At 63.5% G+C, this 16519-nt stretch carries 11 protein-coding genes and 2 pseudogenes; 11 read left to right on the top strand and 2 right to left on the bottom strand.

What is annotated here, in order from left to right:
* The 3 genes and pseudogenes from HDG32_RS30870 to HDG32_RS30880 all read left to right on the top strand — a co-directional run.
* Positions 1 to 371 (top strand): annotated as a pseudogene (locus HDG32_RS30870) (ammonium transporter); the annotation flags it as partial.
* Between the two features lie 273 nt (positions 372 to 644).
* Complete coding sequence (locus tag HDG32_RS30875; protein ID WP_184073140.1) at positions 645 to 935, top strand: hypothetical protein; 291 nt, start codon at positions 645 to 647, stop codon at positions 933 to 935.
* 136 nt (positions 936 to 1071) lie between these two features.
* Positions 1072 to 2238, top strand: a complete 1167-nt coding sequence (locus tag HDG32_RS30880) for a porin (RefSeq protein ID WP_184073142.1) — start codon at positions 1072 to 1074, stop codon at positions 2236 to 2238.
* A 217-nt stretch (positions 2239 to 2455) separates the two neighbouring features.
* Here HDG32_RS30880 and HDG32_RS30885 read toward each other — a convergent pair whose 3' ends face one another.
* Positions 2456 to 4246 carry a hypothetical protein gene (locus tag HDG32_RS30885; protein WP_221307925.1) on the bottom strand — a complete coding sequence of 597 codons (1791 nt, stop codon included), beginning with the start codon at positions 4244 to 4246 and terminating at the stop codon, positions 2456 to 2458.
* A 381-nt stretch (positions 4247 to 4627) separates the two neighbouring features.
* Here HDG32_RS30885 and HDG32_RS30895 point away from each other — a divergent pair.
* From HDG32_RS30895 to HDG32_RS30930, 8 genes and pseudogenes are all read left to right on the top strand, one after another.
* Positions 4628 to 4876: pseudogene (locus HDG32_RS30895) on the top strand (alpha/beta fold hydrolase); the annotation flags it as partial.
* A gap of 5 nt (positions 4877 to 4881) precedes the next feature.
* Positions 4882 to 5850, top strand: a complete 969-nt coding sequence (lipA, locus tag HDG32_RS30900) for a lipoyl synthase (RefSeq protein WP_184073148.1) — start codon at positions 4882 to 4884, stop codon at positions 5848 to 5850.
* Positions 5851 to 6038: 188 nt separating this feature from the next.
* Positions 6039 to 7442 carry a DNA-binding protein gene (locus HDG32_RS30905; protein ID WP_184073150.1) on the top strand — a complete coding sequence of 468 codons (1404 nt, stop codon included), beginning with the start codon at positions 6039 to 6041 and terminating at the stop codon, positions 7440 to 7442.
* Between the two features lie 212 nt (positions 7443 to 7654).
* Positions 7655 to 8569, top strand: coding sequence for a LysR substrate-binding domain-containing protein (locus HDG32_RS30910; protein ID WP_184073152.1), 915 nt, complete (start codon positions 7655 to 7657; stop codon positions 8567 to 8569).
* 122 nt (positions 8570 to 8691) lie between these two features.
* Positions 8692 to 9987: a dicarboxylate/amino acid:cation symporter gene (locus HDG32_RS30915; RefSeq protein ID WP_184073154.1), complete on the top strand. Its 1296-nt coding sequence runs from the start codon at positions 8692 to 8694 to the stop codon at positions 9985 to 9987.
* The gene (locus tag HDG32_RS30920; protein WP_184073155.1) at positions 9984 to 11450 is read left to right on the top strand and encodes an aspartate/glutamate racemase family protein; all 1467 of its coding nucleotides are present in this window, start codon (positions 9984 to 9986) and stop codon (positions 11448 to 11450) included. Before HDG32_RS30915 ends, HDG32_RS30920 begins: the two co-directional genes overlap by 4 nt.
* 95 nt (positions 11451 to 11545) lie before the next feature.
* The gene (gene aspA, locus HDG32_RS30925; protein WP_184073157.1) at positions 11546 to 12964 is read left to right on the top strand and encodes an aspartate ammonia-lyase; all 1419 of its coding nucleotides are present in this window, start codon (positions 11546 to 11548) and stop codon (positions 12962 to 12964) included.
* Between the two features lie 73 nt (positions 12965 to 13037).
* Positions 13038 to 14159 carry an asparaginase gene (locus tag HDG32_RS30930; protein ID WP_184073159.1) on the top strand — a complete coding sequence of 374 codons (1122 nt, stop codon included), beginning with the start codon at positions 13038 to 13040 and terminating at the stop codon, positions 14157 to 14159.
* A gap of 36 nt (positions 14160 to 14195) precedes the next feature.
* Here HDG32_RS30930 and HDG32_RS30935 read toward each other — a convergent pair whose 3' ends face one another.
* Complete coding sequence (locus HDG32_RS30935; protein ID WP_184073161.1) at positions 14196 to 16430, bottom strand: SLC26A/SulP transporter family protein; 2235 nt, start codon at positions 16428 to 16430, stop codon at positions 14196 to 14198.
* Between the last annotated feature and the right edge of the window lie 89 nt (positions 16431 to 16519).

The following is a 16519-nucleotide window of genomic DNA, read 5'->3' on the forward strand; positions in this document are numbered from 1 at the left end:
CGGCGTCGGGCTTCGTCGGCACGCTCGGCGCGCTCGTGATCGGTATCGTCGCGGGTGTGGTCTGCTTCTGGGCGGCCACGTGGCTCAAGCACAAGCTCGGTTACGACGATTCGCTCGACGCGTTCGGCGTGCATTGCGTGGGCGGGATCGTCGGTGCGCTGCTGACCGGCGTGTTCGCGGTCAAGGACATCGGCGGCGCGGACGGTGACGTGATGCTGCAACTCAAGGGTGTCGCGACGACGCTGATCTACAGCGGGGTGGTCTCGTTTGTTCTGCTCAAGGCAATCGACGCAGTGATGGGGTTGCGTGTCGCCGAGGAAGAAGAGCGCGAAGGACTGGACCTGGTGCTGCATGGCGAGGCGGTCGAATAACGGTTGCGCCGCGGATGGAGCGGGTACGACGGTCACCGCCCCTCCTTTGGGGTGCCGCGTACCTGCCGGGATCGCTGCCATGCGGGGCAGGGCGCCTGCGTGCCTTGGGTTGGGGCCTGGCGCTTACAGCGGCCAGGCCGCGACAGAAGTCGGAGCACCCTCCGTACTTGAGAGCATGCGGGTGTCTACCAGGTACGCGCCCGTACTGCCGAAGTTCGGCCAGACGAGCGAGGAGGTCGTGCCGGGTTCGAGCAACCGGATTTCCGCCAGCCGATGAAAAAGAATAATCAGCAGCGTGTTGTCGTACTGGTTGTTCTCATATCGCAAATCGCCTTTTTGGCAATGTTCGCATTCGCCGAACATGTCGTCAGGCATAACAGATGGCTCGCCGCAGGATTCGGATTCGACTTTTTATTCGGGCTGATTCTGTCGGTCGGCTTTGTCGGGATGTGGCGCACGCGCGCCGTCGATTCAGACTTTCTCGGATTTCTTCTGGCCAATCCGGTTGATCTGGCGATCGTGATTGCGACCGCCGGTCAGCTAGTGGCCATTCTGCTTGTTTGATGCGATTGGAAAGCACATTTCGATTTAGAAGCAGATCGGCGCGAGCTGACTATCCCAGGTGGAATGTCCCGGGGTGGAACTCCAATTAAGAAAAAGCTGTTCTATTTTTCTGTAATCGCAAATGGGGCATAAAGACATGAAAAGAGCCTTGCTGGCAATCGGGATCCTCGGCGCATTTTCGGTTTCCGCGTATGCGCAAAACAGCGTGACCCTGTACGGTCTTATCGACACGGGACTCATCTATACCAACAACCAGGTCGGTCATAGCAATTGGCAAATGGCGACCAGCTCCACGCAGAATACGGTGTTTGGCCTCAAGGGTACTGAAGATCTGGGAGGTGGTGTTCGTACGATCTTCAAACTCGAGCAGGGCTTCAATCTAAACAACGGTAGCCAGGCCTTTCCGGGTGACGCCTTCGGTTCTCAGGCCTGGGTCGGGTTGCAAAGCGACAATCTCGGCACCGTGACGTTGGGCCGCCAGTTCGATGTGCTGAACGACCAGCTCGGACCGATCACCGCGGGGAGCAACACGTGGGGTGGCAACCTCGCCGCACACCCGTTCGAGAACGACAACCTGGCGGCTGATTCGGTGGTCGTCAACAACTCGGTCAAGTATGTGAGTCCGACCTATGCCGGCGTGACGTTCGAAGGCATGTATTCGTTCAGCAACAAGGCGGGAGGATTCGCTGACAATCGCGCGTACGGCTTTAGCGTAGGTTATGCGCAGGGCCCAGTGAATCTTGCTGGCGGGTACCTGCAGTTCAATAACGCAGGCGGCGGCGTATCGGGCACGAATCCGAATGGGGCAATCGCGCAGGGCGACGGCAGCGCGAACTTCATCGCGGAGCGCCAGCGTATCTGGGGCGCCGGCGGCAATTACACGTTCGGCCCCGCAACTGTCGGATTCGTGTGGAGCCATACTCAGATCGACAACATGGCGGGCGTCATCTCGCTGGGCCTCGGCAGCTATCTGCCGCTTGGCGGTAATCTGCGATTGGACAATTACGAGGTGAACGCACACTACTCGGTGACGTCCGCGTGGAGTGTATCCGGTGCCTATACGTTCACTGACGGTGCTTACAACCAGGGGGCCACGAAAGCCTCTCCAAAATGGAATTCGGTCATGCTGCAGACCGACTATTCGTTGAGCAAGCGTACCGACGTGTACCTGGAAGGCGTCTATCAGCATGTTCATGGCGCGCCGGCGGATTCCGTGCTCGCAGATGCGATGATCAATACCCTCTCGCCATCGTCGACGGGCACGCAGGTCGCGGTCACCGTGGGACTGCGACACCAGTTCTGATCTTCTGATTGCACGAATCGTGCGCTGTAGCGATGCGGCTGTGGGCGTAACGTGATGCACGGACACAGCCGCGTTGCAACAGGGGTCGCCTGACTTGCAACTCGTCGCCCCGGGCTACGAGACCTATCGCGGTCTCGGCCGGGACGGGTTATCCGTCAACGTCTCACGCAGGTCGAATCGACCGTAGGCAGCGCGCGGACTCAGCGAGTGCGCACGCTCAGCTATCGGGATGGCTCGCGACAAAACTCGCGAACGCATTGTACGGAAGCGCAAGCGCCGTGCCGTTGATCATCAGACCGTAAGTTGCGTCTCCGCTATCGAGCTCGTAATACATCGCCGATTGAATGTTCTTCGTCTTTCTCGCCTGATAGTAAGTGAGCAGGCGCGACGTGATGTAGTTGGCCCGGTACGCCTCGGTCTTCTCCGGTCCTGTGTTCCATTCCGAGATCACGAAGGGGACGCCATATCGGGCCTTGCAATAGGTGGGCAAGTCGAAGCCGGGGCCGGACCCGTCGGAGCCGATATCGAAGATGTCGCCGTACACCTCGTAGTTGTGCCACGTAGTCAAGTCCCACCTGACGGTCGGATGGCCGCTCGTGCCATCGGGCTGCTTGCCATCCCACAGAGCGTCGGATGCGCCGGTGTCCGCGACGCAAAAGTTGACGCCGCATTTAGCATCCGCCTGCACCGACTTGACCCCGTCGATCATGCCGCGCATCACGCCGCGCATCAGCGGCCAGTTCGCATTGTCGAAGTCGACGACGCTCGTTCCTGCGTTGGTGGGGTCGAGAATGATCCCGTTCGCGCGCGTCAGTTCGTTGCCGCATTCATACAGGGTCACGCCGTGGGGTTGCAACGCCGTCGCGACAGTTACCGCGCAATTGAAGCCGCGTGTATAGGCCGCCGATTCGCTCGTGAACAGGTTGCCGTTACCGTCGTGGATGCCGGCATCGATCAGCACGAAAAGGGTCAAGCCCGCTGGCTGGAATGCTTGTGCCAACGCCACGACCGCGGCGAGTTGCGGTGCGTAGTCGGTACAGCTGAGCCGGTACGTCGAGCAGCCCAGGGTTTGCATGATCGACACGAGCTGCGACGTCGAATACAAATAATCGTAATGCCCGTTGATACCGTGAAACGAGCCGGCCGGCGCCGCGGTCGCGATGCGCGGATCGTTGCACGGCAACCATTCATCCGCATCGGCGCACACGTAGAACTGACCGCCGGTCGATTGTGCCCAGAACTTGCCGCCGTACCACAGCAGAAGCGCCGCATTCGACATCGTGCCGACGGCACTCCGATTGCGGTACACGACACCGTTCACGACGGTCCATATCGCGCCGACCTTGTCGATCAGATACGACGCGGGCGGGATCATGGTGCCGTCGACGGAGGTGCCGCCCAAACGTGGGTCATTGCACGACTGCCATCCCGAACCATTCCATCCGTAAAATTGGCCGCCGGTTCCCTCGTGATAGATCGTACCCCCGTACCAGAGTATCAACGAGACGTTGTAGGTGTTGCCCGCCGCGACACTGTTCCTGTAGACGGATCCGCCGACCAGGGTCCACGACGCGTTCTGGCTGTCGATAATCACCGTCGCCGGGGGGATGGTCGTGTTCTGTGGCGAAGCGTTCGAAGCGTTGCCGGGTGACCCCGAGTTCGGGTCCGATGGAGCGCCAGAACTGTCGCCCGAGGTCGAGCCGGACGTACCGGTGGAGGCCGTTCCAGTCGAGGCGGTCGGCGACGAGCCGTTCGCCACCGTCGTCGTGCCGCTAGTCGAAGTCGTAGTACCGGAACTGGTCGTGCCCGTCGAGGTCGCGATACCGGAGGTTGCCGTGCCCGCAGAGGGTGCCGCCGTCGTGCTCGACGGGTTCGTGGAATTGCCCGTGGAAGAGCCGCCGGCATCCGCAGTACCGCTATCACCACCACCACCACCGCCGCACGCGCTCAATACGACGCTTCCGCCGAGCGCAGTGAGACAACCAAGAAATTGACGTCGCGCAATCATGACAATAGCGCGAGCTGCCGCGAGGCGGCCCGCAAGGAATCCGGAGAGAAGTTGGGGAGTCCTTCGGGTCGCGAGTGCGTCGCGTGAGCCGTTCAGGACATTCGATGCGCGGTCGTGGGTGGTCTCTCGTTGCGACCGATCACTGAGTCCGGCAAGTCATGCCTGTCTGTCGGCACAAACTGCGCGTGGGAGCAGGGTTGTGCCGAAATAAAATCTTTTCGCTCGCGATGGACGAACTGCGAAAAGATTTCACTCTGCGGGTGAGGGCGTGGGAATCGGACGCTGTCTGCACAGCGGCAGACTCAGACGGGCGATCGCAATGCCGCTTATGTGCGATGCGGCCCGACGATGCCCAGCCGCGCGATGCGCCGGTACAGCGTCGCGCTGCGCAAGATTGCCGCGTCCGCGTTCGAAGGCGGGGTGCAAAGCCGCATCTATCGCGAGCGGCTCGACACGCTCGCGCCTCGCACGCTGGTGATCTGGGGCGCGCAGGACCAGATCATTCCTGCCGCGCACGCGCAGGGGCTGCCCGCTCAGGTGCGTGTGCACGTGATCGACGGCAAAGGACACATGGTCCAGATGGAGGCTGCATCGGAGGTGAACCGCCTGCTCAACGAGTTCTTCGGATAACCGCGATGGACGCCGCTCCTCATACCGACAGCCTCACGGCGCTTGGCCAGCATGGCAAGCGCAACCACGACAAGCTCGCCCGCATTCCGGTGAAGATCGTGCCGGCGGACCGTTCGACCGTATTGCCGAAGCCGCCCTGGCTGCGCGCGCGGCCGATGATGAGCGAAACCGTCGCGGGCATGGCGGCGGTGCTGCGCGAGCACAGCTTGCATTCGGTCTGCGAGGAGGCGATGTGTCCGAACATCGGCGAGTGTTTCGCGCAGCGCACCGCGACATTCATGATCATGGGAGGGATCTGCACGCGGCGCTGTGCGTTCTGCGACGTGGCGCACGGACGGCCGCAAGCGCTCGACGACGACGAGCCCGCGCGGCTTGCCGACGCCGTCGCGGCGCTCGGGCTGCGCTACGTCGTGATTACATCGGTGGACCGCGACGATCTGCGCGACGGCGGCGCCGCGCACTTCGCGCGTTGTATTGCGCTCGTGCGCGAGCGCGTGCCGGGCATTCGCGTGGAAATCCTGACGCCGGATTTTCGCGGGCGAATCGACCGCGCGCTCGATGCTCTGTCCGGGGCGTGGCCAGACGTTTTTAATCACAACATCGAGACGGTGCCGTCGCTGTATCGGGCGGCACGGGCCGGCGCGGACTACCTCGGTTCGCTCGAACTGCTATCGCGCGCGAAACGCCAGAACGCGGCGGTGTTGACCAAATCCGGCCTGATGGCCGGGCTCGGCGAGACCGACAGCGAACTGCTCGCGACGATGCGCGATCTGCGTGCCCATGACGTCGACGTGCTGACGATCGGCCAGTATCTCGCGCCGTCGCGGTTTCACATGGCGGTGCGGCGATACGTGCCGCCCGCGACGTTCGACATGCTACGCGACGAAGGTTTGAAGATGGGGTTCATGGAAGTGGTGTCGGGGCCGCTCGTGCGGTCGTCGTATCACGCGGATCGGATCGCCGGGAAGCTCTGAATGCACGTGTGCCGGACCTTTGGTGGCGCAATCCGACGAATACCTCCCCGTAACCTCGGCTTTTCGAACGATTGACCGCCGGGGAAGTACTCGACAATTCGTAGGTATGCGAGGCGAGTCCCAGCGCGGGGCCGCCTCCCGAACGACGAAACGGTATTCGTCACCACGTGCACTTTGTCGAGGCAGGCATGTCAAGCAACATTACGATCACGGACGAACTCGTCGCTGAAATCGCAAACCGGATGGCCGAAGAGGGCGAGAAGGTGTCTCCGGTAGCCATCTGGTCCGAAGTCCATACAGGCTCGGTGGTCGCGGTGGCAGCGGCATTGCGCAAGTGGCGTGAAACGCGCGCCCCGCGGGTGCCGCAGGTCGTCGAACGTCCTGCGTTGCCGGAAACCGTGACCGACACCATGCGCGATGCGCTCGACCGGCTGTGGAGCTCAGCGCAGGATGAAGCGGAACGCGCGGTGGCGAGACGCCTCGCCGCGATGCGCCAGCGTGTCGAGGACGCCAGCGACGAGCGCGACGACGCGCTTGCGGAACTGCAAACCACCGTCCAGGAACTCGATGCGCTGCAAGTCCAACTGGATAAGATGACAAGCGCCTACGACGAGAAAGTCGACGCAGTAGCCGGTCTCGAAGAGGACATTGCGCTCGCCGTGCAACGGACCGACGCGGCGGAGAAGCGCGCGCAGGAACTTGCCGAGCGCGTTTCGCTCCTCGAAGCGGAACTGCAGAGCGCGGAACTGGCCGCGGAGCGCCGAGCGGTTTCGCACGAGGAGACCGACGCCGCGGGCGAGGGCGAGGTGGCGAACGAGTCGGCTAGGTCAGTCGTCGAAACGCCGGCCGACGAAACGGAGCGTGCGGCGCTGGAAGCGGCGCATTCCGAAGCGGTCGCTCGTCTTCAAAGCGAGCTCGAAGCGATTCGCGCGGAGCTGCAGGCCGAGCAGGAAGCGCACGCGGCCCGCCGGGAAGAGGTCGCGGGCGCGCAGGCTGAACGCAATGCCGCCGCACTTGAATTGCAGAATGTCCAGACGCAGATCGCCGGCCTGACCGATGAGCGTGACGCGGGCGCCTCCGAAATCGCGAGACTGTCGGCCAGCTTGTCGGAGGCGCAGGAGCGTGCCGACGCGGAGCAGCAGCGCGCGGCCGAACTGGCCGAAAGCGCGGTGGCGAGCGAGAACGTCGCGGGCCCGGAGTCGGCGTCGCCGGTGACTGCCGACTCTCAGCAGCTCGAGGCATTGAAGGCGCAGATGACGCGCGACGCGGACGCGCATGCCGCCGCAATTGCCGAAGCGCGGGAGACCGTCAGGAAATGGTCCGACTACTCGAACGCACTGAAGCAGCAACTGGCTCAGGCGAATGAAAAAATGGTGGTCGTCCTTGCCCGCGGCGCAGGCGAAGCGACATTGAGCCGCCGGCTTGCCGCTGAACTGGGCCAGATCAAGCCGGAGCATGAATTGCTGCGCAAGGAGATTCAGCAGAAAGTGGTCGTCGAAACGATCAACGCTCACCTCGAGAAACAAGGCTACCGCTACGACGAGAAGACGGGTTTGGTGTCGAAGCTGAACACCGAAACCTCGCCGGCGTGACGGGATCGTCGATGGGATGGCGCGCGTCGCGAGCATGGCGACGCGCAATGGGCTCGTAGGGAGGGCTCGCATTACGGGATCGATGATTACCTTGAAGTACCTGTGCATGGCGGTTTGACGCTGGTCCGATAGTCAGCGTGCGGCGCGGCCAGGCGTAGAATTGCGGGCGCAGCGGCGAGTCCATTCGTCGCCGGATCGGAGACCGACGGCTGATGGAAATCAAGTGGATCGAAGACTTCATCGCGCTCGCCCGCTATCAGAGCTTTTCCCGGGCGGCGGAGTTTCGCAACGTCACGCAGTCGGGTTTCAGCAGACGGATCCAGTCGCTCGAACAATGGGTCGGCGCCGATCTCGTCGATCGCACCGGCTTTCCGCCGACCCTGACCCCGGCAGGGCAACTGTTTCGTGACGCGGCCGAAGACATCCTCGACAAGCTGTTCGACACGCGCGCCATCATTCGCACCGAACAGCGCATCGCCGGCACGAGCCTGCAGATCGCAGCCGGCCACACGATCGCGCTCAACTTCCTGCCCGCGTGGCTGCGCACGCTGTCCAAGCATGTCGGCGAAGTGCGCGCGCGCGTGATTCCGGCGAACGTGCACGATTCGATACTGATGCTGGTCAACGGCAACTGCGAGATGATGTTCGCTTATCACCATCCGCAGCTGCCGTTGCATCTCGATCCGACCAGGTATGAATGCGTGACCGTGGGCGTCGATACTTTCATGCCGGTATGCAGGCCCAATCAGCGGCTTGCGCACGTGTACCGTCTGCCCGGCGTGATCGAACATCCGATGCCGTTCATCGCCTATACGGAGACGAGCTACTTTGGGCGCTGCTTCGCGTTGCTGATGGAGCAGAGCAAAGCGTCGCCCGCCTTGCATCTTCACTATGAATCCGACATGGCCGAGGTCGTGAAGAAGCTCGTGCTGGAAGGCGAGGGTGTCGCCTGGCTGCCGAAGAGCTCGATCGCCGCCGAACTCGACAGCGGCCAGCTTGTCGCCGCCGGCCGCTCCGAATGGCAACTGGAGCTGGAGTTGCGCGTGTATCGCGACCTCACGAACCGCACTGAACTGCTCGATACGCTGTGGCGGCATCTGCGGGCCTCGTCGGGGTCAGCCGAATAGCGCCGCCAGGGTTATCCCGCGTTATGCGAAACTTGCATAGCCGTATGCAACACTAGCATTCACGTCTTTTCTGCCGTCTCTAGAATTCCGTCCAGTCACAAATAATCTCAGGACGGAGACACATGAAGAATCGGCTTACCCTCTACATCCTCGCCGGCATGCTGCTCGGCGTGGCCGTCGGTTATGTCTGCCATCGCACGGCGGCCGATGCCGCGCAGGCGAAGGAGATCGCCGGCTACTTTTCCATCGTCACCGATATCTTCCTGCGGCTCGTGAAGATGATCATTGCGCCGCTCGTGTTCGCCACGCTCGTGTCAGGTCTCGCCGGCATGGAAGGCACGAGCGACGTGCGCCGCATCGGTCTGCGCTCGATCGCGTGGTTCCTGTGTGCGTCACTGTTCTCGCTCGCGCTCGGCCTCGTGCTCGCGAACCTGCTGCAACCGGGCGCGGGCTTGCACATGTCCCAGACGAGCGCTGACGTGGCCACCGGGCTCAACACGTCGAGCCTGAACTTCAAGGACTTCGTCACACACGCGTTCCCCACCAGCATCGTCGATGCGATGGCGCGCAACGATATCCTGCAGATCCTCGTGTTCTCGGTGATGTTCGGCATCGTGCTTAGCGTGATCAAGTCCGACCCGCGCGTCGCGCCGCTGATCGCGGGCGTCGAAGGGCTCGTGCCCACCATGCTGAAACTGACCGACTATGTGATGCGTCTCGCGCCCGTCGGTGTGTTCGGCGCGCTGGCATCGGCGATCACGGTGCATGGCCTCGACGTGCTAACGACGTACGGCAAGCTCGTCGCCAGCTTCTATACGGGGCTCGCGCTGCTGTGGGCGGCGCTGATCCTCGCCGGCTACGCGTTTCTCGGCAAGCCGGTCTGGGCCTTGCTCAAGGCGATCCGCGAACCCGCGATGCTGGCGTTCTCCACCGCGAGCAGCGAGGCGGCATATCCGCGCCTGACGGAGAAGCTGGAGGAATTCGGCGTCGACAAGAAAGTGGTCGGCTTCACGTTGCCGCTCGGCTATGCGTTCAATCTCGACGGCTCGATGATGTATCAGGCCTTCGCCGCGATCTTCATCGCGCAGGCGTTCGGCATCGACATGCCGATCGGCACGCAGATCGTGATGCTGCTCGTGCTGATGGTGAGCAGCAAAGGCATGGCGGGTGTCGCGCGCGGCTCGGTGGTGGTCGTCGCGGCCGTGGCGCCGATGTTCCATTTGCCGCCATCGGGCGTCGTGCTGGTGCTCGCGATCGACCAGATTCTCGACATGGGGCGCACGGCGACCAACGTGATCGGCAACAGCATCGCGACGGCAGCCATCGCGAAGTGGGAGGGCCAGCGCGTGACGCGGCAGGAACGCCGCACGGCGATGGCGACGGCTTCGTTCGGCCGGCTCGAAGGCGAGACGAAATGAGCGGCATGGACGCAACGTCTGCCACGAGCGCGCGCAAGTTCGGCGTGGTGGGCGGGCTCGGCCCGCTCGCGAGCGCGGACGTGTTCTTCAAACTGATCAAATCGACGCCGGCCACGCGCGACGCCGAGCACTTCGATGCGATCTTCGAGCAGCAGCCGTTTCGCAGCGCCGATGCCGACAGCGAGACGTTGACGCAGCGCAAGCTGTACGTCTTCGATCTGATCAGCAGCTTCGAGAAGCGCGGCGTGACGACGGTCGTGCTGCCGTGCTTCCTGAGTCACACGTTCATCGACGAACTGAAGGCCAATTCGCCGCTGCAGATCGTCGACATGATCGATGCGGTGCGCAGCCACGTGCGCAGAAGATTTCCCGCGGTGCGCCGCGTGGGCGTGCTCGCGTCGGCGCATACGCGGCGCAGGCGCCTGTTCGAGAAGTACTTCGCGGCGCCCGAGTTCGAAGTGATCCACCCGCGCATCGGCGACGGCATCGATTTCGTCACCGAGGCCGTTTATGGCGAGGATGGCGTGAAGAGCGGCAATCTGCGTGGCCGTCCGGCCGAGTTGCTGCGGGCGGCGTGCGAGGACCTGATCGAACAGGGCGCCAACGTCATCGTGCCGGGGCTCACCGAGATCGCGCTGGTCGCGGACGAACTCGGTGCGTTGCGCGTGCCGCTCGTCGATTCGAACCTGGCTTATGCGCAGTACGTGGTGTCCGGCCAGTACCACACGCCCGAGACGATTTTCAAGGTCGGCGTGGTGGGCGGCGTGGGTCCGGCGGCCACCGTCGATTTCATTCACAAGATCGTGCGCGCGACGCCCGCGCGGCGCGATCAGGACCACCTCAAGCTGCTCGTCGAGCAGAACCCGCAGATCCCGGATCGCACGGAGAATCTGATCGGCGATGGACCAGACCCGACCATCTCGCTCTATGCGACCTGCAAGAAACTCGAAACGGGCGGCGCGGATCTGATCGCGATCCCGTGCAATACGGCGCATGCCTTCGTCGAGCGGATACAGCCTTATCTCGGCGTGCCGATCGTCAATATGCTGACGGTGACGGTGCGTTACCTGCGCGAGTCGTTTCCCGCGCTGCGCTCGGTCGGCGTGCTCGCGACTTCCGGCACGCTCGCGAGCGGCGTCTACGAAAAGGCGCTCGAATCGCACGGCTTGCGGCAGGTCGTCCCGGCACCCGCGCTGCAGGCGCGCGTGATGGACGCGATCTACGGCAAGGAAGGCGTGAAGGCCGGATTCACGGCGGGGCAGTGTCAGCAAGACCTCGCCGCGGCGATCGACGGGCTTATCGCCGACGGCGTCGAAGTAATCGTTCTCGGCTGCACGGAACTGCCGCTGCTGATTCGCGGGCCGTATGTGATCGGCGCGAACGGCGCGCGCATGAGCGTGGTCGATCCGACCGACGTGCTCGCGAAGCAGTGTGTCGCCTGCGCGACAGCGCCGCCTCGATAACCCAACCGCATCACCCAGTCAATGCGACGGACCTGCACACGAGGTGTGCCGGATGACCCCGCTCGCCTGTCGATTTCAGAACCTGAGAGGTAATCATGCTTGCACCGACCGAACGTATCGAACACGACCTTCTCGGCGATCTCGCCGTGCCCGCGAGCGCGTACTACGGCGTACACACGCTGCGCGCGCTGCAAAACTTTCCCATCACGGGTATTCCGATCTCCGTGTATCCGAACCTCGTCAACGCACTGGCGAGCGTGAAAGAAGCCGCCGCGCTCGCGAATTACGATCTCGGCCTATTGAGCGCAGTGAAGATGCAGGCCGTCGTGCACGCATGCAGGCAGGTGCGCTCAGGCACCGCGCACGAGCATTTCGTCGTCGACGTGATTCAGGGCGGCGCGGGCACGTCGACCAACATGAACGCGAACGAGGTCATCGCCAATCTCGCGCTCGAACATCTCGGGCAACAGCGCGGCGAATACGCGGTTCTCCATCCGAACGAGGACGTGAATCTCGGCCAGAGCACCAACGACGTCTATCCGACCGCGCTCAAGATCGCCACGTACGCGGGCATCATGCAACTGGTCGACGCGATGGGCGTGTTGCGCGCATCGTTCGAACGCAAGGCGGTGGAATTCGGCAACGACCTGAAGATGGGCCGCACGCAGCTTCAGGACGCCGTACCGATGACGCTCGGCCAGGAGTTCAGCACCTTCGCTGTGATGCTCGGCGAAGACGAAGAGCGGCTGAAGGAAGCGGCCCAGCTCATCTGCGAGATCAATCTCGGCGCGACGGCGATCGGCACCGGCATCAATACACATCCGGAATACGCGCAGCTTGCATGCAGGCACTTGAGCGAAATAACCGGTATCGGGTTGACCACGTCGCCGAATCTGATCGAAGCGACGCAGGATGTCGGTTCGTTCGTGCAGCTCTCCGGTGTACTGAAGCGCGTCGCCGTAAAACTCTCCAAGACCTGCAACGATCTTCGCCTGCTTTCGAGCGGTCCTCGCGCGGGCCTCGGCGAAATCAACCTGCCGCCGGTGCAGGCGGGTTCGAGCATCATGCCGGGCAAGGTGAATCCGGTGATTCCGGAGGTCGTCAACCAGATCGCGTTCGAAGTCATCGGCAACGATGTGACGGTGAGCTTTGCCGCCGAAGCGGGGCAGCTCCAGCTCAACGCGTTCGAGCCGATCATCGCGCACAGCCTGTTCAAGAGCGTCGCCCATTTACGCGCAGGGTGCCTCACGCTCGCGTCGAAATGCGTCGACGGCATTACCGCGAATCGCGAGCGGCTGCGCGCGATCGTCGAGAGCTCGATCGGCATCGTGACCGCGCTGAACCCGTACATCGGCTATACGCACTCGACCGAAGTCGCGAAGGAAGCGCTTGCGTCGGGCAAAAGCGTCGCGCAGATCGTGATCGACAAAGGGCTGTTGAGTCAGGCGCAGCTCGACGAGATTCTTCAACCCGCCATGCTGACGCAACCAAGAAAGATGTCGTCGGCGGCGTGAGCGACGAAGGTTGTTCCGGTCACAGGTCGCGTGCATACGCACGCGACTCTTTTAAACGATGGAGGAGTGAAAGATGAACGGCAACACGATCGATCGAAAAGCAAGGCGGCTGTGCGGTTCGGCGGCACTGCTGATCGCGGCACTTGCCGCGGGTACCTGCGCACAGGCTGCCGACGCGCCATCGCAACAGGCAAGCGCCGTCACGGCAACGCCGCGTGTTCTGGTGCTGGCCACCGGCGGCACCATCTCGGGAACCGCCGATCCCCGTTCGGCGATCGGCTACAACTCGGGCAACGTGAAGGGGCAGGAACTGGTGCGCGGCGTGCCGGGCATCGAGAAGCTCGCAAGCATCAGCGCGGAGCAGATCTCGAACGTCGGCTCGCAGGACATGAACGACAAGATCTGGTTGCAGCTTGCGCGGCGGATCGACGAGGTCTTCGCGCGGAACGAGGCCGACGCCATCGTGATTACGCACGGCACCGATACGATCGAGGAAACGGCGTTCTTCCTGAGCAACGTGCTGCGCTCCGACAAGCCGGTGGTGCTGGTCGGCTCGATGCGACCGGGCGGTTCCGCGAGCGCCGACGGTCCCGGCAATCTGTACGAAGCCGTCGAAGTGGCGGCGAGCCCGCAGTCGCGTGGCCGAGGCGTGATGGTCGTGATGAACGACCAGATTCACGCGCCGCGCTGGATCACCAAGACCAATACCACGGCGGTACAGGCGTTCGCGTCGCCGAATGCCGGCGCGATCGGTTATGTCGATCCGGCGAGCGTGCGCTTCGTGATGCCGGCGGTGCAATCGACGCGCGCTGCGCTGAGCCTGCCTGCGAGTGGGCAATTGCCGCGCGTCGATATCGTCTACGCGCATAGCAACATGGATGGCCGCCAGATCGATCATGCGATCGCCGATGGCGCGAAGGGCATCGTCGTCGCCGGCGAAGGCGATGGTGACATGTCGAAGCAAGCCCTCGCGGCGCTCGACCGCGCGGCGGCAAAAGGCATCGTGGTGGTTCGCTCGACGCGCCTGGTGTCGGGGTTCGTGAACCGCAACGTCGAGGTGGACGACGACGAGCGCGGATTCGTCACATCGCTCGATCTGAATCCGCAGAAGGCGCGATTGCTGACGCAATTGCTGGTGGCCAACGGCGTGACCGATCCCGTCAAGGTACAGCAGGCGTTTAGCGGGACGTGGTGACGGGTTGGGGGCGCCGCCGGTCAGGGGCGCTGCCGCTCATAAAGCCGCGCGTAGTGCCTCATCGGCCACAGCAAGACGCAACGCAATGGTCTTCACGAGAAACCGATGCAACTGTTGCGCCGTCGCCGGATCCTGCTGTTCGAGTTCGAGCAGCCGGGAGATCGACAGGCGGTACACGCGCGTCGGTGCCTCGGCAATCACATCCGCGCTGCGCTGTTGCTGCGTGTACACCGCCATTTCCCCCACGACCGTGCCTGGGCCGAACGAGCGCAGACGCGCCGAGCGGCCATCGCCGAGCGGCAGCGAGATCGCGACACGTCCTTGCTCGACGAAATACAGCGCGTCGCCCGGCTCGCGATGACGAAACAGCGCCTGCCCCGAAAGCAGATCCTGCACCTCCAGACACGCGATCAAGCCGTTCAACGCGCCGGCCGTGAAATGCGGCTCGAGCATCGCCCGCAGATCGCCGCCATGCGCGATCGCGAGCGAGTTCGACGCGAGCAGTTTGTCTTCGATCCATTCGAGACCCGCATCGAGCGTATCGAATTCATGGATCTTCAGGTTGAGCGTGCCGGTCTTCACGAGCAGATCGCGCGAGCGCGGCGGCAGCGCGGTCAACACGAGGTCCACGCTTCTTGCGGCGCAGAGCTGCCTGAGTTTGACGAAGCTGATGGATACGGATGCATCCATGCCATGTGTCGCCGCAAAGTCGAGCACGACGAAGCGGACCTGCGACGGATTCCCGGCGCCGAATCGCTCGCGAAGGCGCTGCAGAATCGAATTGGCCGTGCCGAAGAAGAGAAACCCTTGCAGGCACATTCCGCATACCTGGGGGCCGATTGCGCGCAGAGCCTGGGTGTCTTCGATGCTGCGCTCAACATTCGAGGTCCGCGCGCGCAGGTCGAACTCCATGCGTATGCAGCCGACCCGACCGTAGAGCAGCGTGAACATCACACATGCTGCAACGACGCCGACCCCTACGCCGACGATCACGCCATACGCCGCGATAGTGCCGAGAATCACGGGCACGAGCAGATACTCATACCAGTTGAGCTTGGTCCAGGCGCCCGCGAGCCAATGCACGAGCAAGCGCAGCCCCATGAAGAGCTGAAGGCCGACCAGCACCGGCACCGGAAAGAGCGCCACGATGCCCGGCGAAGTGGCGAGCACGACCACACACGCGAGCGAGGCGAACACGCCCGCCACCCGGCTCGTTGCGCCCACCCGTGCGTTGAGCATCGAGCGATTGAACGACTGGTAGCCGACCATGCCGCCCAGCAGTCCGCTCGCGAGATTGGCGAGGCCGGCGGCGCGCATCTCGCGATTGAGGTCGACGTCCTCCCCGGTGGCCGCGCCGATCGCCGTTGAATTCATCAGGATCGTCACGGCCGACACCGAGGTCACCACCAGACTCTCGGGAAGATGCGCGCCGACCGCCGACCAGTCGATGCCGCCCCGTCCGAGCCTCGCGGCCAGGTGCAACTCCGGCAGCCCGGAAAGGTGCAGCTTGACGCGCGGCAGCAGCAGACCCATGTCGCGCGCGTCGTCGATCGAAACTCCGGCAACCTGCAGCAGAACGTAGAAAAGCACGACGCCGAAGGCCAGCGTGAGCGGCAGCGCGGCAATGTGCTGCCACGTGCGCATCAGTACCGTGGCCAGCACGCCGACGACTAGCGCCGGAGCCCATGTGAGCCAGTGAAGGTGCGCGAGCAACGCGAGCGTGTGCCACTGCAGCGGCTGGCCCGTCAGCACGCGGAACGCCCCGGCGAGCAGCAGGTAGCCCGTGCCCGCGAGAAATCCGCCGAGCACCGGATAGGGCAGGAACTGCAAGGAGCGGCTGCGCTTCGACGAGCCGATCGCATAGAGCACGACGCCCGTCATGAGCGAACAGAGCGCGATGGCAATCAGCACAGTGAGGATCAGCGTCTGCGGTGAACCGCCGTCCGCGCGCACGCTGCTGGCCACCCCCGCCGCCACGCCGGCGAGAAAGGCGGCGGCGTTGCTGTCGGGGCCGCCAATGTTGACGCGCATCGAACTCGTCAAGGCGATCACGAGCGCCGTGACGACGCAGCTCACGAGCGCGGTGGGCACGCCCAGCATCGCGTAGCGGGCAAGATCGGCGCTAAAGATCATCGTGCCGAGGCTCATCGCATAGCACAGCATGACGAGCGTCGAAACGGCGCCCGCCGCCACGTCGCCTGGCAGACCCGCCAAACGCGAGCGCAGCGGAATCTCGGAGACGGAAACGGAAACGGTCTTGCCCGGCTTCACGTGGATTCCCGGTCGAATGCAAGGGCGCCGTGAGGCGCGCCAGCCAGTATCCTGCGCGGCTCGAACGGCTGTCAAACGCGATGCAGCGT

It is taken from the genome of Paraburkholderia sp. CI2, from assembly GCF_014201055.1.
Lineage (GTDB): Bacteria > Pseudomonadota > Gammaproteobacteria > Burkholderiales > Burkholderiaceae > Paraburkholderia > Paraburkholderia tuberum.